The organism is Erythrobacter cryptus DSM 12079, from assembly GCF_000422985.1.
GTDB classification, from domain to species: domain Bacteria; phylum Pseudomonadota; class Alphaproteobacteria; order Sphingomonadales; family Sphingomonadaceae; genus Erythrobacter; species Erythrobacter cryptus.
On sequence record NZ_AUHC01000019.1, the window covers coordinates 1 to 26,492 of the forward strand.

Annotated in this window: 29 protein-coding genes, 1 pseudogene and 1 other annotated feature; of the genes and pseudogenes, 22 read left to right on the forward strand and 8 right to left on the reverse strand. The window is 68.1% G+C overall.

Annotated elements, in window-relative coordinates; translation table 11 throughout:
* The 8 genes from G524_RS0111020 to G524_RS0111055 all read right to left on the reverse strand — a co-directional run.
* The coding region (locus G524_RS0111020) for an IS5 family transposase (protein WP_036857661.1) at positions 1-258 on the reverse strand (258 nt) is incomplete at its 3' end.
* A gap of 72 nt (positions 259-330) precedes the next feature.
* A complete protein-coding gene (locus G524_RS0111025) occupies positions 331-1,377 on the reverse strand; it encodes a zinc-dependent alcohol dehydrogenase family protein (RefSeq protein WP_051221158.1) in 1,047 nt (348 codons plus the stop codon).
* Positions 1,374-1,892, reverse strand: coding sequence for a DUF1330 domain-containing protein (locus G524_RS0111030; protein ID WP_027443769.1), 519 nt, complete (start codon positions 1,890-1,892; stop codon positions 1,374-1,376). The genes G524_RS0111025 and G524_RS0111030 overlap by 4 nt, the downstream gene beginning before the upstream one ends.
* Positions 1,889-2,347: a hypothetical protein gene (locus G524_RS0111035; protein WP_036857817.1), complete on the reverse strand. Its 459-nt coding sequence runs from the start codon at positions 2,345-2,347 to the stop codon at positions 1,889-1,891. Before G524_RS0111035 ends, G524_RS0111030 begins: the two co-directional genes overlap by 4 nt.
* Positions 2,344-3,771, reverse strand: coding sequence for an aldehyde dehydrogenase family protein (locus tag G524_RS0111040; protein WP_245561354.1), 1,428 nt, complete (start codon positions 3,769-3,771; stop codon positions 2,344-2,346). Before G524_RS0111040 ends, G524_RS0111035 begins: the two co-directional genes overlap by 4 nt.
* Positions 3,764-4,711: a polysaccharide deacetylase family protein gene (locus G524_RS0111045; protein ID WP_027443772.1), complete on the reverse strand. Its 948-nt coding sequence runs from the start codon at positions 4,709-4,711 to the stop codon at positions 3,764-3,766. The genes G524_RS0111040 and G524_RS0111045 overlap by 8 nt, the downstream gene beginning before the upstream one ends.
* Positions 4,711-5,601, reverse strand: coding sequence for a polysaccharide deacetylase family protein (locus G524_RS0111050; protein ID WP_027443773.1), 891 nt, complete (start codon positions 5,599-5,601; stop codon positions 4,711-4,713). The genes G524_RS0111045 and G524_RS0111050 overlap by 1 nt, the downstream gene beginning before the upstream one ends.
* Before the next feature lie 2 nt (positions 5,602-5,603).
* Positions 5,604-6,278: an isochorismatase family protein gene (locus G524_RS0111055; RefSeq protein WP_051221160.1), complete on the reverse strand. Its 675-nt coding sequence runs from the start codon at positions 6,276-6,278 to the stop codon at positions 5,604-5,606.
* Between the two features lie 114 nt (positions 6,279-6,392).
* On the opposite strand from G524_RS0111055, the gene G524_RS15725 reads away from it, so the two are divergent.
* The 22 genes and pseudogenes from G524_RS15725 (at position 6,393) to G524_RS15755 (ending at position 26,388) form a co-directional block, all read left to right on the forward strand.
* Entirely contained in the window at positions 6,393-7,736 is a 1,344-nt protein-coding gene (locus G524_RS15725; RefSeq protein WP_036857819.1) for an alpha/beta hydrolase, read from the forward strand.
* Entirely contained in the window at positions 7,733-8,236 is a 504-nt protein-coding gene (locus G524_RS0111065) for a DUF3598 domain-containing protein (protein ID WP_245561355.1), read from the forward strand. Before G524_RS15725 ends, G524_RS0111065 begins: the two co-directional genes overlap by 4 nt.
* A gap of 13 nt (positions 8,237-8,249) precedes the next feature.
* Positions 8,250-9,614, forward strand: coding sequence for a 3-isopropylmalate dehydratase large subunit (locus tag G524_RS0111070; RefSeq protein WP_027443776.1), 1,365 nt, complete (start codon positions 8,250-8,252; stop codon positions 9,612-9,614).
* Entirely contained in the window at positions 9,611-10,249 is a 639-nt protein-coding gene (gene leuD, locus G524_RS0111075; RefSeq protein WP_027443777.1) for a 3-isopropylmalate dehydratase small subunit, read from the forward strand. The genes G524_RS0111070 and leuD overlap by 4 nt, the downstream gene beginning before the upstream one ends.
* Positions 10,249-11,169 (forward strand): hydroxymethylglutaryl-CoA lyase, encoded by a 921-nt coding sequence (locus G524_RS0111080; RefSeq protein WP_084625155.1) that lies wholly within the window; start codon positions 10,249-10,251, stop codon positions 11,167-11,169. Before leuD ends, G524_RS0111080 begins: the two co-directional genes overlap by 1 nt.
* Positions 11,166-12,347, forward strand: a complete 1,182-nt coding sequence (locus G524_RS0111085) for a CaiB/BaiF CoA transferase family protein (RefSeq protein ID WP_027443779.1) — start codon at positions 11,166-11,168, stop codon at positions 12,345-12,347. The genes G524_RS0111080 and G524_RS0111085 overlap by 4 nt, the downstream gene beginning before the upstream one ends.
* On the forward strand, positions 12,344-12,955 hold the full coding sequence (locus G524_RS0111090; RefSeq protein WP_156894079.1) for a VOC family protein: 612 nt from the start codon (positions 12,344-12,346) through the stop codon (positions 12,953-12,955). The genes G524_RS0111085 and G524_RS0111090 overlap by 4 nt, the downstream gene beginning before the upstream one ends.
* Before the next feature lie 90 nt (positions 12,956-13,045).
* A complete protein-coding gene (locus G524_RS15730) occupies positions 13,046-13,936 on the forward strand; it encodes a DUF1838 family protein (protein WP_051221162.1) in 891 nt (296 codons plus the stop codon).
* Positions 13,937-14,060: 124 nt separating this feature from the next.
* The gene (locus G524_RS15735) at positions 14,061-15,281 is read left to right on the forward strand and encodes a class I SAM-dependent methyltransferase (protein ID WP_036857822.1); all 1,221 of its coding nucleotides are present in this window, start codon (positions 14,061-14,063) and stop codon (positions 15,279-15,281) included.
* The gene (locus G524_RS0111105) at positions 15,278-15,646 is read left to right on the forward strand and encodes a hypothetical protein (protein ID WP_027443781.1); all 369 of its coding nucleotides are present in this window, start codon (positions 15,278-15,280) and stop codon (positions 15,644-15,646) included. Before G524_RS15735 ends, G524_RS0111105 begins: the two co-directional genes overlap by 4 nt.
* Before the next feature lie 112 nt (positions 15,647-15,758).
* The gene (locus G524_RS0111110) at positions 15,759-16,451 is read left to right on the forward strand and encodes a hypothetical protein (protein WP_027443782.1); all 693 of its coding nucleotides are present in this window, start codon (positions 15,759-15,761) and stop codon (positions 16,449-16,451) included.
* Positions 16,452-16,467: 16 nt separating this feature from the next.
* Positions 16,468-16,782 (forward strand): DUF1330 domain-containing protein, encoded by a 315-nt coding sequence (locus G524_RS0111115; protein ID WP_027443783.1) that lies wholly within the window; start codon positions 16,468-16,470, stop codon positions 16,780-16,782.
* A 161-nt stretch (positions 16,783-16,943) separates the two neighbouring features.
* Entirely contained in the window at positions 16,944-17,870 is a 927-nt protein-coding gene (locus G524_RS0111120; RefSeq protein WP_036857824.1) for an SH3 domain-containing protein, read from the forward strand.
* A gap of 90 nt (positions 17,871-17,960) precedes the next feature.
* On the forward strand, positions 17,961-18,668 hold the full coding sequence (locus G524_RS0111125; RefSeq protein WP_036857826.1) for a response regulator transcription factor: 708 nt from the start codon (positions 17,961-17,963) through the stop codon (positions 18,666-18,668).
* The gene (locus tag G524_RS0111130; protein ID WP_027443786.1) at positions 18,668-20,023 is read left to right on the forward strand and encodes a sensor histidine kinase; all 1,356 of its coding nucleotides are present in this window, start codon (positions 18,668-18,670) and stop codon (positions 20,021-20,023) included. The genes G524_RS0111125 and G524_RS0111130 overlap by 1 nt, the downstream gene beginning before the upstream one ends.
* Positions 20,020-20,616 carry a hypothetical protein gene (locus G524_RS16370; RefSeq protein WP_051221163.1) on the forward strand — a complete coding sequence of 199 codons (597 nt, stop codon included), beginning with the start codon at positions 20,020-20,022 and terminating at the stop codon, positions 20,614-20,616. The genes G524_RS0111130 and G524_RS16370 overlap by 4 nt, the downstream gene beginning before the upstream one ends.
* A gap of 86 nt (positions 20,617-20,702) precedes the next feature.
* Complete coding sequence (locus tag G524_RS0111140; RefSeq protein WP_051221166.1) at positions 20,703-23,618, forward strand: CHAT domain-containing tetratricopeptide repeat protein; 2,916 nt, start codon at positions 20,703-20,705, stop codon at positions 23,616-23,618.
* A 352-nt stretch (positions 23,619-23,970) separates the two neighbouring features.
* The gene (locus G524_RS17365; protein WP_342662459.1) at positions 23,971-24,222 is read left to right on the forward strand and encodes a hypothetical protein; all 252 of its coding nucleotides are present in this window, start codon (positions 23,971-23,973) and stop codon (positions 24,220-24,222) included.
* Positions 24,165-24,291, forward strand: a sequence feature (AL1L pseudoknot). Its footprint overlaps the gene before it by 58 nt.
* Positions 24,222-24,677: an IS3 family transposase gene (locus G524_RS17370; protein ID WP_342662460.1), complete on the forward strand. Its 456-nt coding sequence runs from the start codon at positions 24,222-24,224 to the stop codon at positions 24,675-24,677. Its footprint overlaps the feature before it by 70 nt. The genes G524_RS17365 and G524_RS17370 overlap by 1 nt, the downstream gene beginning before the upstream one ends.
* Entirely contained in the window at positions 24,563-25,123 is a 561-nt protein-coding gene (locus G524_RS17375; protein WP_342662461.1) for a DDE-type integrase/transposase/recombinase, read from the forward strand. Before G524_RS17370 ends, G524_RS17375 begins: the two co-directional genes overlap by 115 nt.
* A 50-nt stretch (positions 25,124-25,173) precedes the next feature.
* Positions 25,174-25,563: pseudogene (locus G524_RS17110) on the forward strand (recombinase family protein); the annotation flags it as partial.
* On the forward strand, positions 25,564-26,388 hold the full coding sequence (locus G524_RS15755; protein ID WP_211219343.1) for a recombinase family protein: 825 nt from the start codon (positions 25,564-25,566) through the stop codon (positions 26,386-26,388).
* The last annotated feature ends 104 nt before the right edge of the window (positions 26,389-26,492 follow it).

Sequence of the window (26,492 nt, forward strand, 5' to 3'; positions counted from 1 at the left end):
GTCGAAAGCCCGGGAAACCGCCGCCAGAAGCCGATCCCATACCCCCGCCTTGCGCCAGCGCACGAACCGGTTGTAACAGGTCGTGTAAGGCCCATAGCGTTCGGGAATGTCCGCCCAGGGGCTGCCGGTGCGAAACCGCCACAATATCCCGTTGATCACCCGGCGATCATCCACCCGAGGCACGCCACGGCTCTTGTTCGGCAGCAACGGCTCAATCACCGACCACTCGAAATCTGTCAGGTCAAAACGACGGCGCATATCCAAGGCTCCTTTCCCGAACCTTGAATCAATCACTTGCCGTCCACGCAAGCCAGTTTATGAGTTTACGGCCTAGAGCCGCACCAGCACCTTGCCCATATGCGCCCCGGCCAGCAGGTGGCGATAGGCCGCGGGCGCCTCGGCAAGGGCAAAGACACGGTCGATCACCATGGCGATGCCGTGGTTGGCCATGGCGTCAAGCGCGCTGGCGATCATCCCCCGGTGGCCCGAGGCAATGCCCTTGATGCTCACGTTCTTGGCGATGAGCGCGCCCTGATCGAAATCGGGCCTGTCCTGCGGGCTGCCGGCGAGCGCGCCGAGCGTGGCGATCCGCCCCTCGGGCGCGGTGGCGGCGAGCGTCTGACCGAAGGCGGCAAAGCCGATCGTGTCCACCACCACATCCGCCCCGCGCCCCCCGGTCGCCTCGAGCAGCGCGGCGGCCCAATCGGGCCGCTCGGCATAATTGATCGCATGATCGGCCCCCATGGCGGTGAGCCGGGCGAGCTTGCGCGGATCGGATGAGGTGATCGCCACCTTCGCGCCCAGCGCCTTGGCGAGTTGCAGGGTGAAGAGCGCCACCCCGCCGCTGCCCATGGTGAGCACCAGAGCGCCGCGCTTGACCTGCCCAAAGGCCACCAGAGCATGCCACACCGTGCCCGCCACCACGGCGGTTGCGGCCGCGGTCTCATCGCTCACGCCTTCGGGCACGCGGATCGCCGCGGCTGCGGGCAGGACGATCCGTTCAGCCAGCCAGCCATCGCGGGTGACGCCAAGGTCGTTGGCAAAGACATGGAGGCCATAGCCGCCATCGGCAAGCCAGGTGGTGAAGTGCGAGGCGATCACCCGATCGCCGAGGGCAAGGCCCTGCACCCCCTCGCCCAGTGCCTCGATCCGCCCGACCCCATCGGTCAGCGGGATGCGCGTGGGCGGCAGATCGCGGCCATAGGCGCCGCACAGCACCATGAGATCGCGGTGGTTGAGCCCGGCGGCGATCACCCGCACCGCGATCTCGCCCGGGCCGGGCACGGGATCGGGCCGCTCTGCCAGCGTCAAGCCGCCAATCGCCTCGGCCGCGGGGATGGGCGCGGCCGGGCGCGGGCCGATCTGCCAGGCCTTCACCGGCGCGGCTCCACCTGCGGCTCACCGGCAGCGGGAAAATCAGCGAGGTAGCGCCCCGCCTCGACCTTGCCGATCATGTCGCTCCGCAGGGGCGCCTCGGCATAGACGGTGACGGTATAGTCGCCCGCCGCAGGGTTCTGGCGCAGCGGCAGAATGGTTTCTTGATAGACACGGCTGTTCCAGAAGGCCCTGGCATTGGCAAGGCAGGGAAAGCGCACGGTGAGGTTGACATAATCGGGCGGCACCTCGCCCTCGAACACCGCGATCGGCTGCGGCAAGGTGATGTAATAGCCGCCGAGGCGCTGATAGATGGCGCTTTCAGCGAACGCCTTACCATAGGCGAGCATCCGCGCCCGATCACGGGTGCGGCCCGATACCACCATGTAAACCGGCTGGTCGCACGGCTCGGCCGCGGCGGGCGCGGGCGCGGTTTCAACCTCAGCGCTTGCCGCCTCGGGGGCAGGCGCGGCTTCAAGCGGGGCGGCGCCGAGCAGCAGGGCAAAGAGCAAGCTCATCCGGCAATCCTTTCCTCATCGCAGCAGGTGCGCTTCCATGGGCGGCCAGCCTTAAACCATTGCCAGGTGCGCGCGCGGCTCTGGCAATCGGGGGCGATGGTGATCATCTCGATATAGTAAGCGTCGGGCACATCGGCCCGGTCGAGCTTCAGCATCAGCGTGTCCTCATGCGTCTGCCAGCCGTGGCCACTGAAGCGATCGGTGCGCCACACCAGCCGCGCGCCTTCCAGCCGCCCGCCGAATTCGTAATGGGCGCTGCGGCCATCCTCCCAGTTGAGCCAATTGTGCTGGACATAGTGCCAGGGGCCGGAATCGGGAAATTCGCAATGGGTCTTGACCCGGTGGGCATCGATCAGCCGGCCTTGCCCATCGAAGTGGCGATACCACCCGTCCCACCAGCCTTCGTGGAGCAGCATCGCCGGCATCACGGTGGCCAGCGCCGCGCGGTTGCTCATGGCGCTACCCTTTCGGCATAGGCGGAAAGCGGCAGGGGCGTACCCTTCTGCACGATCAGCGCTTGCTGGCGCAAGAAACGCAGCATCCCCGCATCGCCGCTGCGGCTGGGGCCGAGGCCCGATCGCTTGCGCGACATGTTGGGCGCATCGCCGACAATGCTGGTGAGCGCCCCGTCCTGGATCGAGACCGCCCCGACATCGAGCAGCGGGGCGATTGCCGCGGCCTCCTCGATGCTGCCCGCCAGCACCGCCCCGGCAAGGCCATAATCGCTGGCATTGGCGAGGCGGATCGCTTCCTCGATGGTGTCGAAGATCGTCACCGGGATCACCGGGCCGAAGGTCTCCTCGCGCATCACCGCCATTTCGGGCGTGACATCGACGAGCACCGTGGGGGCAAGATAAAGCCCGCCGCCAAGCTCCTCGATGCGCCCGCCGGTAAGCAGCCGGGCGCCCTTGGCGAGGGCCTCGTCGATCTGCGCGGCGACCTTGCGCGCCTGCGGCGGGAAGATGAAGGGGCCGAGCGCGCCGCCCGCGCCGGGCGGATAGGCCGGGCGCACCGCGCGCGCAGCTTCGGTGAGGGCGGCAAGGAAGGGCGCGGCGATGGCACGCGCGACATAGACCCGCTCGATCGACTGGCACGCCTGCCCGGTGGCGACCACGCTGGCGCGCAGGGCAATCTGTGCGGCCCAGCGCGGATCGGCGCTGGCGGTGATGATCATCGGATCCTTGCCGCCAAGCTCGAGATTGGCCGGGATCAAGCGCCGTGCCGCCGCCTCGGCAACCTTGCGCCCGGTGGCGGTGGAGCCGGTAAAGCAGATGTAATCGACCTCCTCGACCAGAGCCGCGCCCACCTCCGGCCCGCCCAGCACATAGGCAAGCGGCAGTTCGGGCACCTGCGCGGCGCAGTGGCGCAGCGGCGCGACACAGCGCGGGGTGACTTCCGAGGGCTTCACCAGCGCGGCCGAGCCAGCCATCAGCGCCGGCACGGCATCGACATGGGAGAGGATCACGGGAAAGTTCCACGGCGCAATCGCCCCGAACAGCGGAAAGGCGCTGTGATGCGTGCGGATCTCGATCCCCGGCACCGCCGAGGGCCGCGGCCCCTGATCGAGCGCGGCAAAGAGCTCCGGCCCGCGCCCCGCCCAGCGGCGGATATTGGCGATCATGCCATTGACCTCGATTCCCGCGATGGTCTCGCGCCCGGTGTCCTGCGCCAGCGCGGCGATGATCGCGCCCGCCTCTGCCTCAAGCACGTCGGCCCAGGCGCGCAGCACCGCGGCGCGGCTTTCGCTCCCCAGCGCTTCCCACGGCCCCTGGGCCGCGCGCAGCCGCGCCGCCTCGGCCGCGATTTCGGCGCGCGAGGCCGCGGCAAAGCGGTAATCGGCCTTGCCCGTGCGCGGGTTGATCGCGGTGAGTTCAGCCACGCCCCGCCTCCTCAGCCTGCGCCTGCTCATGCGACTCCCACGCGGCGATGATGGCATTGCCCGGGGCAAACCAGGCCTCATCGCGCGCCGCGATCGCCGCCAGCCAGCGCTCGAGCGCGTCAATGCGGTAGGGCAGGCCCATGATATAGGGCGTCAGGTGCACCGGCAGCATCCGCCCTGCCCCGCCCTGCGCGCGGCCCTCCCCCGCCAGCCAGTCGAAGGCATCGGTGAGCGATTCGGCCCAGCTTTCGGCGCTTTTCTGCTGCACCGCGACGATCTGCCGATCAGACAATTCGTGGTTGAGCGGCAGGCTGACAAGCCCGTTGCGGAAGCGATAGGGCAGCTCGTCGTTCACCCAGTCGCAGCAATAGGCAAGGCCGTGCTCCTTGAGGAGGTCGAGCGTGTTCCAGCTCTGCTGGCGCGCGATCGACAGCCAGCCCGAGGGGCGCACGCCTGCGGCCCGCACAATGCGCGCGATGGCCTCGCCGATGAGCGCGCTCTCGGCCTCGCGCGAGAGCGAGGAATCGATCGTCCCGTTCATGTCGGTCGAATGGGCGATGATCTCGTGTCCATCGGCAAGGATCGCTTCGATCAGCTCAGGGTATCGCTCGGCAATCGCGGCGTTGGTGGCAAAGCTCGCCTTCACCCCTGCCGCGGCGAAGGCATCGAGAAAGCGCCAGACCCCCACCCGGTTGCCATAATCGCGCGCGGTGTAGTGGCGAAAATCGGGATAGGCGGTCTGCATGTGCCCCGGCGCCTTGAACGGCCCGCCCGGCACGATCGGGAACCATTCGAGGCTGACGCACAGCCACACCGCTACCGTCTTGCCGTCCGGCCAGCGCACCGGGGCGCGGGTGTGAAGGCACGACCAGTCATAAAGCTCATGGTCATAGCCGTGCCGGCGATGGGGATATTCGAGATAGGCCGGATCGAGCGCCATCAGCCCTGCCCCCCCGTCTGCGCGCGCCAGTGATCGACGATCTCGCCGGCCCGGGCGATCCAGGCCCTGCCATCCGCGGCGATATGGCGCAGCGCCTGTTCAAACGGGCCGATGCGGTGCGGCTGGCCGATGAGATAGGCATGGAGCGGAATGCACATCACCGTGCCCGAACGCGCGCCCTCGGCCGCGAGCCGCTCATACTGGCGGATCAGCGCCTCGGCATATTCGCGCGGCGACATGTTATAGACGAAGAAGCCATAGTGATCATTGACCTCGAGGCTGTAGGGGATCGAGGCGAGCCGCCCGCGCCGCACCTTCACCTCCTGCACCTGATCGTCGTGATAGAGGTCGCAGGTATAGGTAAAGCCATATTCGGCAATGAGATCGAGCGTGCGCGGGGTGTGGGTGAGCGCCGGGGCCAGCCAGCCGCGGATGCGCTGTCCGGTCGCCTCCATCACCGTGCGGATCGAGTCCTCGATGATCGCGCGTTCCTGCGCCTCGCTCATCCCATAGGCATAGCGGGTGTTGTAAATGCCGTGGCTGAAGAACTCCCAGCCCCGCGCGCGCGCATCCTCGACCACCTCGGGATGGTGCTGGCACAGTGCCACCGAGAGGCTGACCGAACCGGGAAAGCCGTGCTTGGTCATCACCTCGGCCATGCGCCAGTGGCTCACCCGGTTGGAATGGTCGCGGTGGGCAAAGCCGACCACGCTGGGATGCAGCGTGGGCCAGGCCTTGCGGCTGGGGTGCAGCGGGGGATCGATCTCGTAATATTCAAGATTGGGCGCCACCCATACGGCCACGGTCTTGCCCCCCGGCCAGGTGATCTTGGGCCGGCCGCGATAGGGGTGGTAATCGTACAGATCAGGATCGGGAGCGCCTTCCTGCATCTTCAGCGCCCCTCGAGCCAGTCGATCACCGCCTGCACCGGTTCGACATCGGCATATTTGAGCTGGAGATCGGTGAGATTGGCGTAGTGATAGCTCTCGTGCTTGTCGGCGCAGGTCTCGATCGGCACGATCGTGCGATAGCCGTGGCTCAAGGCATCAACCGCAGTGGCGCGCACGCAGCCCGAGGTCGATCCGCCCGTCATCACCACCGTATCGACCCGGTGGAAGGTGAGATAGCTCGCCAGCGGGGTTTCAAAGAAGGCGCTCGGCATGCGCTTGGTGAATTGCAGATCGTGCTCGCCGATCTCGCAGCGCGGATCGAAGGCGTGGCGCTCGGACCCGTATTTGATGTTCTGCAGGCTGTCCTCGGTATCGGTGCGCGTGCCCCACACCCCGGCATCGCTGCCGTCCTCCTTGTAGGCCACCCGCGTCCAGATCACCGGCATCCCGCGCGCACGAGCAAGGCGGCTGATGGTGTTCACATATTCGATCTGCCTCGGATCGGTCTCATAGGCGGTGCGGAACAGATCGAGGCGGGTATAGGCCTGCTGGAGATCGACATTCACGATCGCGAGTTTCTCGCCAAAGCCGAACTTGCGCCGGGCCGGATTGGCCATCACCTCCTCGAACAATTGCCGCGCCGTCTTGCCGTCCGAGACCATCCTGGTGCCGAGCATGGCTGCCACTCACCCCTCATCCGATTCCGCTTTGACAGCCAGTCATAATCGCGGTTATGGGGTTGTCGAGCAAAATTTGTCCGGACAACTTTGATCTGGGAGCGCGTGGGGCCCATGCCGATCACCCGGCACATGCTGACCATTCCGGCCACCGGGCGCCGGGTGCATTATCGCCGCTGCGGCAAGGGCCCGCCGCTGCTGATGGTGCACCAGAGCCCGCGCTCGAGCGGCGAATATGAACCGCTGATGCAGGCCTGGGGCGCGCATTTCACCTGCATCGCCCCCGATACGCCGGGTTTTGGCCAATCCGATCCGCTGCCCGGCGCGCCCGAGATCGGCGATTTTGCTGCGGCCCTGCGCGAATTCATGGATGCCGCGGGACTCAAAAGCTGCCCGGCCTATGGCTTTCATTCAGGGGGGATCATCCTCGTTGCCGCGCTCAAGCAGGAGCCTTCGCGCTTCACCGCGCTGGCGATCGGCGGCTATGCGATCTGGAACGCGGAGGAGATGCGCCGCTTCGGCGAGGCCTATCTGCCCCCGTTCCAGCCCAGCGCCTATGGCGAGCACCTGGTGTGGCTGTGGCACCGGATGCTCGAGCAATCCTGGTTCTTCCCCTGGTTCGATTGCCGCGACGAAGCGCGCCTGCCGCAGCCCCACGCCGATCCGGTGCGGGTGCATCTGGCGGTGATGGAAATGCTCGATGCCGGCGATGCCTACCGCGCCGGCTATGGCGCGGTGCTGCGCGCGCCGCGCGACATCCCCCCGCCCGGGGCCAGCACGGCGCCGGTGCTGATCAGCGCCTATGCCGGCGATCCGCTGCAGGCGCATATCGACCGGCTCGGCCCCATGCCTGCCACTTGGCAGGCGCAGAAGCTCGCCAACCCGGCCGAGCATCACGCGGCAAGCCTTGCCTTCCTGCGCCAACACGCCGGCACACTGCCGCCCCCGGCGCTGGTCGAAGATCCGCAAGAAGGCTGGATCGCGGTCGATGACGCCCTCATCCATTGGCGCGGCGCGCGGGGCGCGGGCGAACTGGTGCTGCACCCGCCCGCAGGCGAACTGGCCGAGCCGGGGCCGGGGCAGGTGGCAATCGACGTGCCGGGGCACGGCCTTTCCGACAATTGCGCCGCGCCTGGCGAGGCGATTGCGGCGGCGCAGGAAGCGCTTGGTGCCGGCGCGATCCGCTGGCCCGCGCTTCCCGTGGGCGATCCCGATCTGCTCTATCCCGATCTTTCGCCCGACCGCTTCGGCAGTCATCTCCTGCGCGCCTGGGCGGCGGCGCGGGCCGAGGCGATCTTTGCTCCCTGGTATGTCGCCGGGGCCGATCATGCGCGCCCGATTGCCGATGGCGCGCTCGATCCCGAAGCCATCGCCCGGCGTGCCCGCGCGCGCCTGCGCGCCGGCGCTGCCGCACGCGCCTGGCACGACCATCTCGCCACCATCCAAGGAGCTTCATGATGACCGATCTGCGCCAGCTGATGCCGCTGCTTGCCCGCCACGAAGGGGTCTGGGATGGCACCTACTCCTATTTCAACGCCGCCAACGAGAAGGTGGACGAGCACGCCAGCCGCCTCCTGTGCCGGATCACCGACGATCCTGAGACGCCCTATCACCAGACCAATTACTACACCTGGCCCGATGGCCGGCGCGAGGTGCGCGATTTTCCCGCCACCTATCGCGATGGGCGCATCTGGTGGGACAACGAGCTGATCCAGGGCTGGGCCGCCGAGGTGCCGCTTGATGAATACAACCGCACGGTGATGCTCTATTGGCAGCGCACCGGCGATCCCACGCTCTATCTTTACGAGCAGATTCAGATTTCCGATTGCGGCCAGCACCGCTGCCGCACCTGGCACTGGATCCGGAACGGCAAGCTCGAAACCCGCACCGCGATCCAGGAGCAGCTGGTGACGCGCGACTGGCGCGCGGTCGAGACCGAGATGAAGACCGAGGCCTGATCGTCCCGAAGCCATGGCTCGCACCCTCTTCGACAAGATCTGGGACGCGCACCGGGTGGCAAGCCTGCCCGGGGGCGCTGACCTCATCGCGATCGACCGGGTGTTCCTGCACGAGCGCACCGGCGCGGCGGCGCTGCGGCACATGGCCGAGCTGGGGCGCAGGCCCATCGATCCGGCGCGGGTCTTTGCGGTGATGGATCACATCGTCGATACCCGCGCGGGCCGCGGCGATGGCACGCTGATGCCGGGGGGCGAAGGCTTCATCACCGAAACCCGCCCCGCCTGCCGGGCCGCGGGGATCACGCTGTTCGATGTCAACGACCCGCGCCAGGGCATTGTCCATGTGATCTCGCCCGAACAGGGGATCGTGCTGCCGGGGCTGACGCTGGTCGCGCCCGACAGCCACACCTGCACGCAAGGCGCCTTTGGCGCGCTTGCCTGGGGGATCGGCTCGTCCGAGGCGGAACACGCGATGGTCACCGGCACGCTGCGCCTTGCCCGCCCGCGCGCGATGCGGGTGCGCTTTGCCGGCACGCTGCCCGCAGGCGTTACCGCCAAGGACATGGTGCTTGCCCTCATCGCCGCCCACGGCGCCGCCGGCGGGGCGGGCCACGTGGTCGAATTTGCCGGGGATGCGGTGCGCGCGCTCGACATGGAAGGGCGCATGACCCTGTGCAACATGGCGACCGAGTTCAGCGCCATGACCGGGCTGATCGCCCCGGATGACAAGGCCTTTGCCTATCTTGCGGGGCGCCCCTATGCCCCCGATGATTTTGCCGCGCCCTATTGGCAGGGCCTCAAGAGCGATAGAGGCGCGCGCTTTGATGCCGAAATCACCATCGATGCCGCCCGCCTTGCCCCGATGGTGAGCTGGGGCACCAGCCCCGAACATTCGATCCCCGTCACCGCCCGCGTGCCGCAAGGGCCGGCGCGCGCGCATGACTATATCGGCCTTGCCCCGGGAACGCCGCTCGCCGGGACGCCCGTAGATGCCGCCTTCATCGGCTCGTGCACCAATGCCCGCCTTGCCGATCTGCGCCGCGCCGCGGCGATCCTCAAGGGCCGCCGCATCGCCCCGCGGATCAAGAAGGCGCTGGTGGTGCCCGGCTCCATGGCGGTGCGCCGCGCCGCCGAGGCCGAGGGGCTGGACAAGATCTTCACCGCAGCCGGGTTTGAATGGCGGCTGAGCGGCTGCTCGCTGTGCTTCTATGCCGGCGGCGAGAGCTTTGCCCAAGGATCGCGGGTTATCTCCAGCACCAACCGCAATTTCGAGGGGCGCCAGGGCCCGGGCATCCGCACCCACATCGCCTCGCCCGAAACCGTGGCCGCAAGCGCGATCGCCGGGGCGATCGCCGATCCGAGGGATTACCTCGCATGAGCGCCTTTCCCCAGCCCCTCACCAGCATCGCCGCGCCGCTGCTCACCGACAATGTCGATACCGACACGATCATTCCCAGCCGCGAGATGAAGAGCACCGCGCGCACCGGGCTTGCCGCCGGGCTGTTTGCCCCGTGGCGCTACCGCGATGCCGATACGCGCGCCGAGAACCCCGATTTCGTGCTCAACCAGCCGGCCTATCGCCGCGCCGCGATCCTCGTTGCCGGGCGCAATTTCGGCTGCGGCTCAAGCCGCGAACATGCTGTCTGGGCGCTCGCCGAGCACGGGATCAGGGCGATCATCGCCGAGAGCTTCGCGCCGATCTTCCGCGCCAATTGCATCCGCAATTTCCTGCTGCCGATCACGCTCGATCGCGCCGCGATTGCCACGCTCGCCGGCAAGGAAGTGACGATCGACCTTGCCCGTCTCACGCTTACGTCCGGCGGGGTGGAGCACCGCTTCGCGCTCGAGCCGGAGGCGCAGGAGATGCTCTTGCACGGGCTTGATGCGATCGATCTCACCTTGCAGCACGCCCCGGCGATCACCGCCTGGCTGGCGCAGGATCGCAGCCTTCGCCCCTGGGTCTATGAGCTTGCCCCCCGCCCCTTGCCCGCAACCACGGAGCCAGCCCGCTGATGAGCTTTATTCTCGTATCCGAAGTCGGCCCGCGCGACGGGCTGCAATCGATCAAGAGGATCATGCCGCTTGAAGCCAAGAAGCGCTGGATCGCCGCCGAGGCCGCCGCCGGGGTGCGCGAGATCGAGGTCGGCTCCTTCGTGCCGCCGAGCCTGCTGCCGCAGATGGCCGACACCGCCGAACTCGTTGCCTTTGCCCGCACCATACCGAACCTGAGGGTGGTGGCGCTCGTGCCCAACGCCAAGGGCGCGGCGCGCGCGGTGGAGGCCGGGGTGCATGGTATGAGCATCCCCTTCTCGATGAGCGAGAGCCACAGCCTCAGGAACGTGCGCAAGGGTCACCCCGCCATGCTCGCCGAGATCGCCGCGGCCGCGCGCATCGCCAGGGCGGGCGGGGTGCATTTCGCGGTCGGGCTTTCCACCGCCTTTGGCTGCACCATCGAAGGGGCCGTGCCCGAGGACCGGGTGGTGCGCCTCGCCGAAGCGGCGGTGGCGGCAGGGGCAGAGGAACTGAGCCTGTCCGACACCACCGGCTATGCCGATCCGGCGCAGGTGCGGCGGCTGGTGCGCCGGGTGCGCGCGGCGGTGGGGGCAGAGCGGCTGACCACGCTCCACCTCCACAACACCCGCGGGCTTGGCCTTGCCAATGTGGTCGCCGGGCTCGAGGAGGGGATCACCACCTTCGATGCCTCGCTCGGCGGGCTGGGCGGCTGCCCCTTCGCGCCGGGGGCGAGCGGCAATCTCGTCACCGAGGACCTGGTGCTGATGCTCAACGCCATGGGCCTCAAGACCGGCATTGACCTTGAAAAGCTGATCGCGGTGCGCACCATCCTCAAGGAGGCCATGCCCGATGAACCGCTCTATGGCTTCACCCCCGAAGCCGGGCCGATGCGCGACTATCACCAGAGGATCGCGGCATGAGCGCGCCCGCCCCGCTTGCCGGCATCCGCGTGGTCGAGTTCACCCACATGGTGATGGGGCCAACCGTGGGCCACATCCTTGCCGGGCTCGGCGCCGAGGTGGTGCGCATCGAGCCGATCGGCGGGGATCAGACCCGCCGCCTGATCGGCTCGGGCGCAGGCTATTTCCCGATGTATAACCGCGGCAAGCAATCGATCTGCCTCGATCTCAAGAGCGCGGCGGGCCTCGGGGTGGCCAAGGACCTTGTCGGGCGTGCCGATGTGCTGGTGGAAAACTTCCGCCCCGGCGCGCTCGAGCGGCTCGGGCTGGGCTACGAGCCTTGCGCCGCCTTGAACCCGCGGCTCATCTATTGCAGCGAGAAGGGCTTTCTGCCCGGCCCTTATGAAAACCGCACCGCGCTTGACGAGGTGGCGCAGATGATGGGCGGGCTTGCCTATATGACCGGGCCGCCCGGGCGCCCCTTGCGCGCGGGCGCCAGCGTGATCGATGTCACCGGGGGCATGTTCGGGGTGATCGGGGTGCTCGCCGCGCTCGAGGAGCGCCACCGCACCGGCAAGGGCCAGAAGGTCACCGCCAGCCTGTTTGAGACCACGGTCTATCTCGTCGGCCAGCACATGGCGCAATATGCCGTCACCGGCACGCCCGCCGCGCCCATGCCGGCGCGGGTTTCGGCCTGGGCGATCTATGACGTGTTCGAAACTAAAGACGATCCGGTGTTCATCGGGGTCGTCACCGATGCCCTGTGGGAGAAGTTCTGCAAGCTCTTTGCGCTGGACGAGCTGTGGGCGGACGAGAGCCTGAGGGTCAACAATGCCAGGGTCAAGGCGCGCGATCGCATCCTGCCGGTGATCCGCGCGATCATCGGCGGGATGACCAGAGCCGAGGTGATCGCCAAGCTTGATGGCACCGGCCTTCCCTTTGCCCCGATCGGCAAGCCCGAGGAGATGTTCGACGATCCCCATCTCCAGCACGGCGGGCTCGAGGAGGTGACGCTCGATAATGGCACGCAGGTGCGCCTGCCCACCATCCCGCTCGAACTCGATGGCAAGCGCATCGGCGCGCCCCAGCAGCTGCCCAGGCCAGGGCGCGATACCCGCGCGGTGCTGGCGGGGCTGGGCTATAATGAGGCGCGGATCGCCGAGTTGCTGGCATCAGGGGCAGCGGAGGAAAGCCAATGAGACGATTGCTGATGGGCGCGGCGCTGGCCGCCAGCCTTGCCGCCTGCGCCCGGGCGGCAGATGCGCCGCAAGGCGCTTCCGCCGCGCCAGCCCCCGCCGCACCCGCCGCGCCGGGGGTGGAGGCGCCGAAGATGCGCCTTCCCACCGATGTGCGCCGCGCCACCATCATCGTGCGCGACATGGAAAAGTCGCTCGCGCTCTACCGCGACGTGATCGGGCTTGCGGTCAATTATGACACCGTGGTCGAAACCTCGGGCGTTGCCCTGCCCGCGGGCGAGCCGGGGGCCAAGGCGCGCCTCGTGCTGCTCAATGCCAACGATCCCTGGGTCGGCTGGATCGGGCTGATGCAGTGGATCGACCCGCCGATCCCGGCGGGCGACTATTCCAAGCGTCTGGGGCCGGGCGATGTGGTGCTGATCCTCAACACCGATGATGCGGCGCGGCGCTGCGAGATGGTGAAGGGCCTTGCCGGCATCACCTTCACCGCCGACGCGCGCCTCCAGGTCTATCCCGGGCGCAATGGCGGGCCCGACATCCGGGTGATGGGGTGCAATTTCTTCGATCCGGATGGGGTGCTGATCGAACTCAATCAGATCCTCACCGAGTGATACGCCGCGCCCGGCAGGCGCGATTTCGCGCTTGCCGGGCGGCACTTGTCCGGACAAATTACCGGTTCTGCCCAAGCGAGAGGAATCGCCATGCCGATCGTCACCACCCCCTTGCGCCCTGCCTTCATGCTCGGTTGCCTTGCCCTCGGCCTGCCCGCGCTGGCGCTGGCAGAGGCACCGGGCGCCCCGGCCGCCGCGACCGCGCCGGCCGAAGCGCCGCTTGCCCCTGCCAGCCGCGCCGCCGCGCCCGAGGAGTTCCGGATGTGGATCGATGCCCGCGCTGGCACCGGCGATCCGGTGCACTGGGTGTCGGAAGGGGCGGTCTATGAATATCCCAGCGGCAGGAAGCTGGTGGGCATGATCGGGTTTGATTCGAGCCGGGTGATCTGGCCCGAAAAGCCCGGCGATCCGGTGATCCACCTCACCCGCAAGACCTATGCCTATACCGATCCCGAAACCGGCGAGGTGCTGAGCGAATTTAATGGGCAGAAGGTCGAGCCGATCGCCTATCCCTATCAGCTCATCAGCTATCGCTACGAGAACGGGCGGATCTATGGCGATGTCGAGCAGGGCGTGGGCAAGGCGGTGCAGAAGATCGCCGCCAAGACCGGGATGAGCTGGCGCTGGTTGGGCAAGGACACGCTGGCGATCACCGCGCCGGTGTTCCTCGATTTTCCGCTCCCCAACGGCACCCGCTACGAGGCCTGGGAGAATTACGACTTCTTCATCCACCGCGCCGGCACCAATGCCGAACCGCACCAGATGGCCTGGCAGCGCTATGGCGCCCTGCCGCCCTTCCTCGGACAGGGGCAGGGCATCTATCACCTCTTGTCGTGGCGGGTGGAGAGCAATGCCGATCTGCCGCCACGCCTGCGCGCCTGGGCTGAGCGCGAAAAGCCGATGTGGCTCAACCCGCCGCGCGACATTGCCGAGATCCGCGCGCTGCAAGCCGGCGCGGCCATGGAAGGCTGGGCGCGCTGATTTGCCGCGCCCTTCACGCTCCACTATGATCCAGATCAAAGACGCGCGCGGGAATCCTTGACAAGTCAGCCCGCACAGTCAATTTGTCCGGACAAATTTGCCGGACCAGCGAAAGGTGCCGCCGATGGCTTCAGACCTGCCTCCGCCCTACACCGCGATGACCCGCCATCCGATGATGCCGCGCGTCAACCATGACGAGGCCGCGCGCTTCAACTTCCTCACCCATTTCAACCGCTACCTTTCGGGCACCATCGGGGCGGGCAACAAGCTGGCTTACGAAAAGCGCGTGCTGCCCGCCTTCCGCGCCGAGCACGGGCGCGATCCTGAGCACCGCTATGAAATCCGCGATGCCATGAACCGCGACCCCTGGCACCGCATGTGGTCGGCGCTCAAGCGCAATTCGATGGAGATGCGCCAGCATTTCGGCCGCCAGGTGGTGCTGCGCCAGCTTGACGAGCTTGATGCCATGGCCCGCCAATATAACGAGCATTCGGGCCAGCTCGAGCTTGATCCGGCGATCGCCCAGCCGCCCTATCAGACCGCGGTGGATATCCATTGCCAGCCGGGCGGCTATCACGGCGAGGAGCGCCCCGGCGATGTCACCGTGGGGGCCAATTACGATGTTGGCCTGTTTGCCACCACCGGCGGGGCGCTCGGCGGGCTCAATGATGGCGGCGGGCAGGCGGTGGTGGCCTGGGTCAAGGCCGAAAGGCCCGACTGGAGCCCCAGGCGCATCCTCGATATCGGCTGCACTATCGGCCACAATGCCGTGCCGATCGCCCAGGCCTTCCCCGAGGCCGAGGTGATTGCGATCGACACTGCGGCGGCAAGCCTGCGCTATGGCGCGGCGCGGGCGGCGGCGCTCGGGGTGAAGAACATCCGCTTCGTCCAGGCCTCGGGCGAGGATCTTTCGCGCTGGGCCGATGGCACCTTCGACTGGGTGCAGACCACCATGTTCCTGCACGAGCTTTCGGCCAAGGCCATGCCGCGCATCCTCGCCGAAGCGCACCGCGTGCTCGCCCCCGGCGGGCTGATCCTGCATATCGAGCAGCCCCAATATTCGGACGATATGCCGCTGTTCGAGCAGTTCATGCGCGATTGGGACGCCTTCAACAATAACGAGCCCTTCTGGTCGGCGATGCACGGGCAGGACCTGAAGCAGGTGATGGCCGAGGCCGGCTTCCCGCGCGAATGCCAGTTTGTTGCCGGGGTGCGCGCGGTGGTCGATCCCGAGATCTTCCCGCCCTCGCCCGACAAGGGCGAGGAAGATTATGGCCGCGCCGCGATCTGGAATGCTTATGGCGCGTGGAAGCCGCTGGCCGCAGAAGCGCAGGTGGCGGCATGAGCGCGCCCGACACCCCGCTCGACTGGGTCACGCTCTCGGGCCGCAGGGCCAAGGGCCGCCGCCCGGAATATTTTGACGAGCCCGCGCTCGACCGGCTCTATTCCACGGTCTTTGCCCTCGCGGCCGAAGTCTCGGCGCTGCGCGAGCGGCAGGACACGCTCGAGCGCCTGCTCGAAGCCAGGGGTACGCTCACGCGCGCCGAGATCGAGCAATATGTGCCCGACCGCGAGGCGGGCCGGGAGCGTGGCCTTGCCACCCAGGCCTATATCGCGCGCATCATGCGCGGCTTCCAGCAGGAGGTCGAGGCGATGGCGGCAAGCGATCCGCCGATCATGGACGTGGTCGAGCGTCTCTCGCGCGAATAGCCGCGCCGAGGCTCACTGCGCGCGGGCAAGGACGGGGCCGCGCGCAAGCTGCAAGCATGTCAATCACGCCCGGGGCCGGGCGATTGCGCCGGCCCCGCACAAGGGGGGAGCGATGGAATTTCTGATCGAGAATGAACTGAGCATCCTGCGCTGGGTGCATATCCTTGCCATGGTCTATTGGCTGGGGGGCGAATGGGGCGTGTTCCAGACCAGCTATCACGTCACCAATCCCGCGCTCTCGCTCGAGGAGCGGCGGCGCCACATGGAAACCGCTTATCGCATCGATATCCTCGCGCGTACCGGCATCGTGCTGCTGCTGCCGCTGGGGCTGCACATGGGCAAGCTCTATGGCTTCGTGCCGCTGCTCGAGGGCGCGGGCGTGTGGTGGATGTGGCTGTTCTTCGCCGTGTGGCTGGCGATGACCTGGACCGCCTTCATCAAGCGCGAGACCGATCTTGGCCTTGCCGTCACCCGCACCGAGGAATTGTTGCGCTATCCACTGATCGCGGCGCTCGTGGTGGTCGCGGGGATGGCCTTTGCCGGCACCGGGCCGATTGCAAGCGGGCCGAGCAATTACTGGTATCCTTCCAAGATGGCGCTCTATGCCTTTGCGCTGGTGATCGGCCTGTTCCTGCGGGTGGTGATGCGACGCTGGACCGAAAGGTTCCGGATTCTCGCTCAAGGGCCGGATGCGGCGCAGGAAGCAGCACTCGCGCGCGAGATCGGCCAGGCCCGCATCGCCGCCTATATCTATTGGGTGACGATCGCCTCGGTGTGCTTCCTCGGGGCGGTCAAGCCGTTCTAGCCAGCAAGAGGACGCCATGCCCGCCTACATGATCATCACCGCCAAGGTGCACGATCGGGAGAAGTTCATCACCGGCTATGGCGCCGCCGCCGCCGCGCTGATCCCTAAGTTCGGCGGCGAATATCTGCTGCGCGGCCCTGGCGCCGAGCTGCTTGAGGGCAGCTTTGGCGAGGGCGCCTCGATGGTGATCTCCAAGTGGCCGAGCCGCGAGGCGGCGCGCGCCTTCTGGAACAGCCCCGAATATGCCGAGGTCAGGAAGCTGCGCGAGGGCCTTGCCGAGGTGCAGGTGCTGCTAATCGACGGGCCCGATCTCGTCACGGCCCAGACCTGAGGCGCCGGGGACGAACCCTTGCCCTTTTCCAATGCCGGACGCCCCACCATCAAGGCAGGGCGCCTAACGGCATTTGTCATCACCATGACAGGGGATGTGTGTGGCGGGCAGGGCCGCCGCAAGGCAGGCTTGCCCCATCCACGGCAATGGGGAGAACGGCAATGTCACGACACATCCAAACTCTGAGCACCGCCCGCCGCGCCGCCGCGCTGCTGGCCTCGGCCGCGCTGATCGCCGCAGGCCCGGCAGCGGCCAAGGACGGCGCCAAGGACAACAAGGCGATCGAGCTTGCGCGCTGCAGCCAAAGCCTCGGCACCATCGCGGTGGTCGAAGGCGATACCCAGGGCTGGTCGGCCTATGGGCTTGGCAGCCCGCGCGCCCTCATCAACGCGCTCGCCAGCGAGAGCGGCTGCTTTACCCCCCACAATCCCGCGAGCGGCGCCCCGGCCGATTTCCTGATGAACGTGATCGCTGGTGACAGCGAGGAAGTGGACAAGTCGATCGAAACCGCCAAGGGCCTTGCCATGCAGGGGCTGGTGCAATCGGGTGCGGCCAGCTCGATGCTGGCGCGGGTGCCCGGTGCCGGCCAGCTGCTCGGCATGTTCGGCGGGCTGGGCGGCAAGAAGAAGCAGCTTGCCGCCGGGATCAAGCTCATCAGCCCGGCCAATGGCATGACCATCGCCACCGGGCAGGGGGTGGTGAAGAAGTCCACCCTCACCTTCGGCGGGGCCGGCGCCTGGAATGCCGGTGCCGCAGCGGCTGGCTATGGCCAGAGCAAGGACGGCAAGATGCTGGTTGAAGCCTTCGTGCTCGCCTTCAACAACCTTGTCGCGCAAGAGCAGGCGATCGCCAGCGCCCCCAGGGCAAGCGCGGCGACCAGCCCGGCACCCGCCCCGGCCGCCAGCAACCTTGCCACGGTGGCGGCAACCACGGCCATGCTCGAGGCCCCGGCGCCCGATGCCAAGGTGGTGCGCAATCTCAGGGTCGGAACCATGCTCACCCCCACCGGCCGGCGCGACGGGCTGTTCGTCGAGGCCCGCGACAGCTTCGGTACCACCGGCTGGGTTTCGGTCGAAAGCCTCAACTGATCGCCACTCTCCCGCCGCGCCCGCTGCCATCGCTTGCCTCGCGGCAGAGGCGATGGCAGCAAGGCGCGTGAGGGGTAGGAGGCGGGTTTCATGCACGCGCGCAGGACGGAGCCAGAAGCGATGCGCATCCTCTACGTCGAGGACGATCCCCGCTCGGCCGCCGCGGTGGGCGATATCCTCGCCCAGAGCGGTGATGTGCTGGTGTGGGAAAGCAGCGGCAGCGCGGCGCTGCTGCGCGCCGGGATGGAACGCTTTGATGTCATCATCCTTGATCGGATGCTGGGCGATATTGATGGGCTGACCATCACCCGGCGCCTGCGCGAGGGCGGGATCGGCACCCCCATCCTGATGCTCTCGGCGCTGGGCCGCAGCAGCGACAGGGCCGACGGGCTTGATACCGGGGCCGATGATTACATGGCCAAGCCCTTCGAGCCTGAGGAACTGATCGCCCGGCTGCGCGCGCTGCACCGCCGCGCCAGCGGGCGCGAGCACAATGCGGTGATCCTCTACGGCGCCTTTGAATGCCATCTCAAGGCGCGCACCGCCTTTCGCGACAACCGCCACCTTCCCTTGAGCCCGCGCGAGTTCGAGCTGTTTCGCTATTTCATGGAAAACGCCGGCGAGGTGGTGACCCGCGAGATGCTGCTCCACCATGTCTGGAAGATCGACTTCGATCCCCAGACCAATGTCGTTGATGTCAATATCGGCCGGCTGCGGCGCAAGCTCGAGGACGGGTTCGATACCCCGGCGCTCGAGACCATCGTGGGCGCAGGCTACCGCCTGCTCGACGGGCGCTGATGGCGCTTTTCCCCAGATCGATCTTCACCCGGCTGGTGGGCGCGGCGATCCTGCTGTCGCTGGTGCTGCTTGCCGGCTTGTGGTGGCTCACCCATCTCAGCGTCAGCGCCACCATCCAGCAGGCGACGCTGAGCGAGGTCGATGTCGATCTTGCCGGGCTGGTCGATATCTATGCCAGCGGCGGCGAGCGCGAGCTGGCCGCGCGCATCGCCGATCGCCTTGCCCTGGTTCCGGCCGAGGGCGGCGCCCCGCACTATCTTCTCGTCGATGGCAAGGGGCGGCGCATCGCCGGCGATCTTGCCGAATGGCCCCCGCTCGACCCGGCGATCTCGGAAAGCGGGATCATTGCGATCGGCGCCGGATCGCGCGCCAATGCGCGGGCGGTGCAGCTGTCCCCCGATCTGAAGCTGGTGGTGGCGCGCGGGATCGAGCTTGAAACCCCGGTGCGCGCCAGCATCGCCATGGCCTTTGCCGCCGGGGGCGCGGTGTTCGTGACGCTGGTGGCGTTGCTCGGGCGGCTCGCCGCCTACCAGCTTGAACAGCGCATCGCGCGGATCAACCTTGCCTTTCGCGCGCCCCAGGATGCCGCCGCCCTGCTGGCGGCGCGCAAGGGTGCGGGCGACGAGATCGACGAACTCGCCGCGCACAGCGCCGCCGCGCTGCTGCGCGTGAGCGACCTGATGGCGGCCTACAAGGACACCTCCGAACAGCTCGCCCACGAGATCCGCACCCCGCTTGCCCACCTCAATCACCGCCTGGTAAAAGCGTTGGCCGCCCGCCCATCGGAAGAGATGGCCGCAAGGCTGGCCGAGGCGCGGGGCGAAATCCGGCGGATCGTCCAGATGCTCGAATCGCTGCTCGACATCGCCTCCAGCACCGCCCAGCGCGGCGACCGCAGCGGGCTTGCCCCGGTCGATCTGTCTGCCCTGGTGAGCGAATTGTGCGAGCTTTATGCCGGCAGCGCCGAGGAAGGCGGGCTGGAATTGACCTGGGCGATCGCGCCCGAGGTGACGATCCCCGGCGATCCGCGCCAGCTGCGGCGGCTGGTGACCAACCTCCTCGACAATGCGATCAAATATGTCCCTGCCGGCGGGCATGTCACCGTCACGCTCGAGCCGGGGCCGGTGCTGGTGGTGGCCGATGACGGGCCGGGGATCGCCCCTGCCGATCGCGCGCGCATCTTCGAGCGCTTCTACCGCGGCCAGACCAGCGCCGATGCCGAAGCACCGGGCAGCGGGCTTGGCCTTGCCCTCGCCCGCGCGATCGCCGAGCGCCACGGCCTTGCGCTCACGCTTGAGCGGCCGGCAGATGGCAGGCAGAAGGGCGCGGTGTTCCGCGTGGCGAAGGCATCATGAGGCTGCGAGCCTGGCCAGGCCTTGCCGCGCTTGCCGGCCTCATCGCGGTGCTCGGCGCCTGCGCCTCGCCGCGGCCCGTGGCCGCGGGCGCGCCCGCACCGCTTGCCCCCGGCGCCGAGCGGGCCGAGCGGGTGGCCGAGGCGCTGGTGATGGCCGCGCGCGCCGAAAGCGCGAAGGACGCAGCAGCGCTGAGGCAGGCCGCCGCCCGGCTCGCGCGGCTCGGCGCCGAGGCCCAGACGCCCGAGGATGGGCAGGCCATGGCGCGCTGGCTCGAAGCCCTGCCAGAAGATCCGGCGGCGATGCGCGGCCGCGCGCTCGGCCCTGCCTATCGCTCGGGCCGGCTTGGCCCGGGTGCCTCGCAGCAGCTCAACCAGACATTTCTCGGCGGACGCAGCGCGCAGGTGGTGCTCAAGGTCGCGCGCGGGCCGACCCCGCGGCTCGAGGTGCGCGACCAGGCCGAACGGCAGGTTTGCCGGCCTGTAGCCACCGATCCGGTCAAGTGCCGCTGGGTGCCGCTCTACACCCAGCGCCATGTCATCGAAATCGCCAATACCGGGCCCGAGGCGTCGGAATTTTACATCGTGTTTGACTGACATCGGCCTATCCATCCACCGGGAGCGATGCGGGAGACGCGGCGATGACAATGTCGGCAGGCAAGCGCGGCGCAAAGCGGTGGGGCATGACCGGCCTTACTGCCCTGGTGCTGGCGCTGGCACAGGGCGCAGCCCCTGCGCCGCTCGCTGCCGCGGGCACAAGCGAGGCCGAGACCGAACTTGCCCGGCTGATCGAGGCGGCCGAGACCGCCTTTGCCCAAAGCGCCAATGACGCGGCGGGCGCCCAGCGCGTGGTTGCTGCCTGGCAGGCCGTGCGCGCGGCCGCAGGCAGGATCGCACCCGATCACCCTGAGGTCGCCCGCGCCGATATCAAGATCGCCTCGCAGCTCTATGTGCTCGGCCGCAATGCCGAGGCGCGCGCACAGGTCGAGCGCGGGCTTGCCGCGCTCGCCACCAGCGATCCGGACAACCTGGTGCTGCGCGCCGAGGGGGTGGCGCTGCTCGGCACCATCCTTGCCCATGGCGGCGAGGCCGAGAGCGCGGTTGCCACGCTCGAACAGGCCTATGCCCAATACCTTACCGCCTTTGCCGCCCTGCCCGAAGCCGAGGTGTCGCGCGATACCGCGGTGGCGCGCTCCAATCTCGAGTTCTCGCTCTCACAGGTGCTGCTGCAACTTAGCCGCATCGATGCCGCGCTGGCCTATCAGAAGGCCAGCCTCGAGACCCGCGAACGCTTTCTCGGGCCCAATGATCCCGATACGATCGCCTCATATTATGGCTATGCCGGGGTGCTCCGGCGCGCCGGGCAAATGGAGGAGGCCGAGCGCTATGCCCGCATCGCGGTCGAGCGTGCCGTGGCCCATGTCGATCCGGCCCATGCAAGCTATGCCCGCGCGCTCGAGATGCTGGCGATCATCCTTGCGCGCACCGGCCGCCCGGTCGAGGCGACCGGCTATCTGGCCCGCAGCCTCGAGCTCAAGCGGCAGCACGAAGGGGCCGACAGCCTGTTCTTCGGCTATGGCCTGCACCTGCTCGGCATGACCTATCTCCAGCGCGAGCGCTATGGCGATGCCCTGCCGCTGCTCGAGGAGGCCGCGCCGATCTTCGCCCGCTACCAGGGTGAGAACAGCCCCTTCGGCCTTGGCGCGCAGGCCTATGCCGCCCAGGCCACCTTTGCCCTGGGGCACTGGCAGGAGGCGCTCGAACGGCTGCGCGCGGTCGATGCGCGGATGCAGGCGAGCACCGTGGACAACGAGATTGCCAAGCGCATCGGGCCCGATCTGGTGCGCGCGCTCATCCGCCAGGGCGAGACCGCCGAGGCCGCGCGGATCGCCGCGCGCGACTATGCCCGGCTGCTCGAGAGCGAGAACGCCGAGGCGCTGACCCTGCGCCACGCCCGGCTGGTGGAAGCGCGGGCGCGCAGCATGCTTGCCGCCCGCCCCGCCGATGCGCTTGAGGAAGCGCGCGCGATGCTCGCCTTCCTCGGGCGCGAAGCGGCCCGCACTGCCGCGGGCCCGGTGGTGGCCGAACAGCGCGCCGCGCTCGATCTCGTCATGGAGATCGCGGTCGATTGCGGCGATGCCGATCTCATGGCCCAGGCGATGGCGCGCATCACCGGATCGGGGCTGGCGCAGGCAACCGCGCTCAGGGCCGAGCGGCTTTCGGCCAGCGATCCCGCGCTCGCCGAGGCGCTGCGCGCGCTGCAACAGGCCGATGCCGCGATCGAAGCGGCCGACCGCGAATTGCTGCGCGCGCTTGCCGCCGGCACCTCGGCCGATGCCGCCCGCGCGGCGCTTGCCGCGGCCGATGAGGCGCGCCGCGAGGCGCTTGCCGCCCTTGCGGCGCGCGATGCCGCCACCGCGCGGCTGGTCTCCTCCGATCCTGTTGATGTGGCCACGATCCGCGCCGGGCTGGGCAAGGGAGAGGCGCTGCTCGCGCTCGCCCCGGCCTATGACGGGGCCTACAGCCTCGTCGTCACCGCTGATACCGCCCTGATCCGGCGGCTCGATCTGCCGCGCGCCGAGCTGGTGGCGCTGGCGGCAGCGGTGCGCGAGAGCGCGGTGGCGCTCGATTTCGATGCCGCGGCGGCAGCCCGGCTCGCCGCGGTGCTGCTCCCGCCCGAAACCCGCGCCGCGCTCAAGGGCGCACAGACCTTGCGGATCCTTGCCGGCGGGCCGCTCGCCTCGCTGCCCTTTGGCCTGCTGGTGCTCGAGCCCGGCGAGGAGGCGCGCGCGCCGACGTGGCTGGCTGACCGCTTTGCCCTCGTCAATGTCGCCTCTCTTGCCGATCGCGCCCGCCGCGCCCGCCCGCAGGCGCGCGGGCTGGTCGCCTTTGCCGCGCCGGTGCCCTTCGCCTCTGGCGGCGCACAAGGCGCGGGCACCGGTGCCGAAGGGGTGATGAGCCCGGCTGCCTATTTCGCGCGCCGCGGCGCCGATGCCGCGCGCCTCGCGCTGCTGCCGCCGCTTCCTGGTGCCGCGCGCGAGGCCCGCGCCATCGCCCAAGCATTCGGGCCCGAACGCAGCCGCCTGTTCCTCGGCGCCGAGGCGAGCGAGGCCAGGCTTGCCGATCCCGGGGTGCGCGAAGCCGAGGTCCTGGTGTTTGCCACCCACGGGCTGGTCGGCGGTGAGCTTGAGGGCGTGGCCGAACCGGCGCTGGTGCTCTCGCCCCCGGCGGAGGGTGCGGGTGATCAGGGGTTTGACGGGCTGCTCACCGCCAGCGAGATCGCCCGGCTCGATCTTTCGGCGGACTGGGTGATCCTCACCGCGTGTGACAGCGCCGCGGGCTTCGAGGGCGGCGCCCCTGCCTTCTCGGGCCTGGTCAGCGCCTTTCGCTTTGCCGGCGGCGGCACCCTGCTTGCCACCCATTGGCAGGTGCGCGACGATGTTGCCGCATATGTCGCCACCGAGATGCTGCGGCACTATAGGAGGCACGGCGACAAGGCCAAGGCGCTGCGCCACGCGCTCGATCGCCTGCGCCGCCAGAGCGGCCTTCCCGGCGCCGATCAGCCCGACATCTGGGCGCCCTTCGTGCTGATCGACTGACGCGCGGCGCCGGGCGGCCCGTTGTGGTCAAGGACGCGGCGCGGGCCAGCCGATCAGGTGACAGGCCTGTGCTGGGGCAAGTGGCGGAGGGGATCGGACCGATACCCGACCTTATCCATATCAGCCTTGCCAGCAGGGCCGTGTTTCCCAGTCGTCAGGGAAACCCATGGCGCGTTGATTTGAACCGCCCCGGCTTTTTTCCGGAGGCTCCGATCTGTGAGAAGGAGCCACTATGAGCAATTTGAGGAACAAGTTTTAGCTTTGCTCATCTTCGATTCCGCCTGAGTATCGCGACCGTGCGGTGCGGATGGTGGGTGAGCACCGAGGTGATTATCCGTCGGAGTGGGCAGCGATGACCTTGATCGCCGGGAAGGTCGGCTGCACGACCGAGACGCTGCGCCGCTGGTGCCGCGAGGAGGCGAGCCCCAAAGGTTCTTGGCTCGCGGGGCCAGCGGCGCAGGCTGTCAGTGAACGGGATCGGGTCAAGGCGCTGGAGCGTGAGGTCAAGGAACTGCGCCGGGCCAACGAGATCCTGCGCAAGGCCTCGGCATATTTTGCTCAGGCGGAGCGAGCCAGAGAACCTTGGCGCCACGGCAAATGGTGATGTCGATTATCGACGCGCACCGCGAGGATCTGGGTATCGAGCCGATCTGCCGGGAACTGGCGATCGCCCCGTCTTCCTACCACGAACACGCTGCCCGCCTTGCCGATCCCGGCAAGCGCCCAGCCCGTGCCCGGCGCGACGAGGAGATGCGCGAGGCGATCAAGCGCGTCCACGAGAACAGCTATGGTCTCTACGGCGCCCGCAAGGTCTGGCACCAGATGCGCCGCGAAGGGATCACTGTGGCCACATGCACCGTGGAGCGGCTGATGCGCGCCATGGGACTGTCGGGCGTGCGCCGGGGCAAAACGACGGTGACGACCATCAGCAATCCGAAGGCCCCATGCCCGCTCGACAAGGTCAACCGCGAGTTCCGCGTCAGCCGACCCAATGCGTTGTGGGTGGTCGACTTCACGTACGTCCACACCGGGGCGGGGTTCGTTATGTCGCGTTCGTGATCGATGCCTTCGCCCGCCGGATCGTGGGGTGGAAGGTCAGTACCAGCGCCACGGCAGGCTTCGTGCTGGATGCCCTGGAGCAGGCGATCCATGCCCGCAGGCCAAGCGCCGAGGATGGCCTGATCCACCATAGCGACAGGGGCGTTCAATACCTCGCCATGAACTACACCCAACCCCTGGCCGAAGCCAAACTGGTGCCCTCGGTCGGCAGTGTCGGTGACAGCTATGACAACGCCTTGGCCGAGACCATCAACGGTCTGTGCAAGGCCAAGGTCATCTGGCGGCAGCGTTCATGGCCGAGCGTATCGGCCGTGGAAATGGCAACGCTGCGCTGGGTGGACTGGTTCAACCATCATCGCCTGTTCGGCCCCATCGGGCATATCCCGACGGCCGATGCCGAGGCCAACTACTATGCAGCCAGCAAGACCCTCGATATGGCTGCATGATCCAAATGAAAATGCCTCCGTGAAAGCCGGGGCGGTTCAAGGCCCAGCGCGAGGCTTGCGAGGCCTTCGTGACGCGCCAGAAGGCGGAAGGCTGGGCCACCATTCGCGAACGCTACGACGATGGCGGCTTCTCCGGTGGCACGCTGGAGCGCCCAGCCCTGAAGCGTCTGCTGGCCGACATCGAGGCCGGGCTGATCGATGTGGTCGTGGTCTACAAGATCGACCGATTGAGCCGCTCGCTGATGGACTTCGCAAGGCTCATCGAGATCTTCGACCGCAATCAGGTGACCTTCGTTTCGGTCACGCAGGCGTTCAACACCACGACCTCGATGGGGCGCCTGACCCTGAACATCCTCCTCAGCTTCGCCCAGTTCGAGCGGGAGGTCACGGCCGAGCGCATCCGCGACAAGGTCGCGGCATCGCGCAAGCGCGGCATGTGAATGGGCGGTCACGTGCCCGTGGGCTACGACGTCAAGGACCGCAAGCTGGTGGTCAACGCAGCCGAGGCCGAGCAGGTGCGGATGATCTTCGAGCGGTTCGTGCGGCAAGGCTCAGCCACGACGCTGGCAAAAGCGCTCGCGGCCGAAGGCGTCGTCACCAAGCGCGGCAAGCCGATCGACAAGGGCTTCCTCTACAAGCTGATCAACAACCGGGTCTACCTGGGCGAGGCCGTGCACAAGGGCACGAGCTATCCGGGCGAGCACGAGGCCATCATCGATCAGGCCCTGTGGGACAAGGTGCACAGCATCCTGCGGACAAGCCCGCGCCTGCGGGCGAAGAATACCCGTCGCCAGACTCCGGCTCTGCTGAAAGGGATCATCTTCACCGACACCGGCACGGCGATGACGCCGACGGCGACGAAGAAGGGCACGCGCCTCTACCGCTACTACGCGTCGATGGACCTGATCCGGAACCGTCCGATGGGCGAGACTTGCGGCCCGCTCCGCCTGCCCGCAGGCATGGTCGAGGACGCCGTCGTCGGCGAAATCCGCCGCATGATCCGCGCGCCCGAGATCGCAGGCCGGACGATCAAGACCTTTCGCGAGGAGAGTCCGACGGTCGATGAGAAGGCGGTCGTCCAGGCGCTCGGCGAATTCGACCAGCTCTGGGCGGCGCTCTATCCGGCGGAGCAGACCCGCATCGTCCAGCTTCTGGTCGAGCGGGTCACCGTTGGCCGCGAGGGCATCGCCATCGACCTGCGCAGCGACGGGCTTGGCGCGGTGGTCCGTGACATGCTCGCAGCCGAACGGGAGCTTGCCGCATGAGCGATCCGACCACCCTCCGCATCGTCATTCCGCTCGCCATCCGCAAGCGCAATGGGCGGCCGAAGATCCTGCCGCCAGCCGATCGGGCGCCGGATATGGGCGGA

Bases quoted from the DNA above. Each gene is read 5' to 3' on its own strand.
- G524_RS0111030 (WP_027443769.1), bottom strand. From the start codon at position 1,892: ATGAGCTTGCTCTTTGCCCTGCTGCTCGGCGCCGCCCCGCTTGAAGCC.
- G524_RS0111035 (WP_036857817.1), bottom strand. From the start codon at position 2,347: ATGAGCAACCGCGCGGCGCTGGCCACCGTGATGCCGGCGATGCTGCTC.
- G524_RS0111045 (WP_027443772.1), bottom strand. From the start codon at position 4,711: ATGGCGCTCGATCCGGCCTATCTCGAATATCCCCATCGCCGGCACGGC.
- G524_RS0111050 (WP_027443773.1), bottom strand. From the start codon at position 5,601: ATGCAGGAAGGCGCTCCCGATCCTGATCTGTACGATTACCACCCCTAT.
- G524_RS0111055 (WP_051221160.1), bottom strand. From the start codon at position 6,278: ATGCTCGGCACCAGGATGGTCTCGGACGGCAAGACGGCGCGGCAATTG.
- G524_RS15725 (WP_036857819.1), top strand. From the start codon at position 6,393: ATGCCGATCACCCGGCACATGCTGACCATTCCGGCCACCGGGCGCCGG.
- G524_RS0111065 (WP_245561355.1), top strand. From the start codon at position 7,733: ATGATGACCGATCTGCGCCAGCTGATGCCGCTGCTTGCCCGCCACGAA.
- G524_RS0111070 (WP_027443776.1), top strand. From the start codon at position 8,250: ATGGCTCGCACCCTCTTCGACAAGATCTGGGACGCGCACCGGGTGGCA.
- leuD (WP_027443777.1), top strand. From the start codon at position 9,611: ATGAGCGCCTTTCCCCAGCCCCTCACCAGCATCGCCGCGCCGCTGCTC.
- G524_RS0111080 (WP_084625155.1), top strand. From the start codon at position 10,249: ATGAGCTTTATTCTCGTATCCGAAGTCGGCCCGCGCGACGGGCTGCAA.
- G524_RS0111085 (WP_027443779.1), top strand. From the start codon at position 11,166: ATGAGCGCGCCCGCCCCGCTTGCCGGCATCCGCGTGGTCGAGTTCACC.
- G524_RS0111090 (WP_156894079.1), top strand. From the start codon at position 12,344: ATGAGACGATTGCTGATGGGCGCGGCGCTGGCCGCCAGCCTTGCCGCC.
- G524_RS15730 (WP_051221162.1), top strand. From the start codon at position 13,046: ATGCCGATCGTCACCACCCCCTTGCGCCCTGCCTTCATGCTCGGTTGC.
- G524_RS15735 (WP_036857822.1), top strand. From the start codon at position 14,061: ATGGCTTCAGACCTGCCTCCGCCCTACACCGCGATGACCCGCCATCCG.
- G524_RS0111105 (WP_027443781.1), top strand. From the start codon at position 15,278: ATGAGCGCGCCCGACACCCCGCTCGACTGGGTCACGCTCTCGGGCCGC.
- G524_RS0111110 (WP_027443782.1), top strand. From the start codon at position 15,759: ATGGAATTTCTGATCGAGAATGAACTGAGCATCCTGCGCTGGGTGCAT.
- G524_RS0111115 (WP_027443783.1), top strand. From the start codon at position 16,468: ATGCCCGCCTACATGATCATCACCGCCAAGGTGCACGATCGGGAGAAG.
- G524_RS0111120 (WP_036857824.1), top strand. From the start codon at position 16,944: ATGTCACGACACATCCAAACTCTGAGCACCGCCCGCCGCGCCGCCGCG.
- G524_RS0111125 (WP_036857826.1), top strand. From the start codon at position 17,961: ATGCACGCGCGCAGGACGGAGCCAGAAGCGATGCGCATCCTCTACGTC.
- G524_RS0111130 (WP_027443786.1), top strand. From the start codon at position 18,668: ATGGCGCTTTTCCCCAGATCGATCTTCACCCGGCTGGTGGGCGCGGCG.
- G524_RS16370 (WP_051221163.1), top strand. From the start codon at position 20,020: ATGAGGCTGCGAGCCTGGCCAGGCCTTGCCGCGCTTGCCGGCCTCATC.
- G524_RS0111140 (WP_051221166.1), top strand. From the start codon at position 20,703: ATGACCGGCCTTACTGCCCTGGTGCTGGCGCTGGCACAGGGCGCAGCC.
- G524_RS17365 (WP_342662459.1), top strand. From the start codon at position 23,971: ATGACCTTGATCGCCGGGAAGGTCGGCTGCACGACCGAGACGCTGCGC.
- G524_RS17370 (WP_342662460.1), top strand. From the start codon at position 24,222: ATGTCGATTATCGACGCGCACCGCGAGGATCTGGGTATCGAGCCGATC.
- G524_RS17375 (WP_342662461.1), top strand. From the start codon at position 24,563: ATGCCCGCTCGACAAGGTCAACCGCGAGTTCCGCGTCAGCCGACCCAA.
- G524_RS15755 (WP_211219343.1), top strand. From the start codon at position 25,564: ATGGGCGGTCACGTGCCCGTGGGCTACGACGTCAAGGACCGCAAGCTG.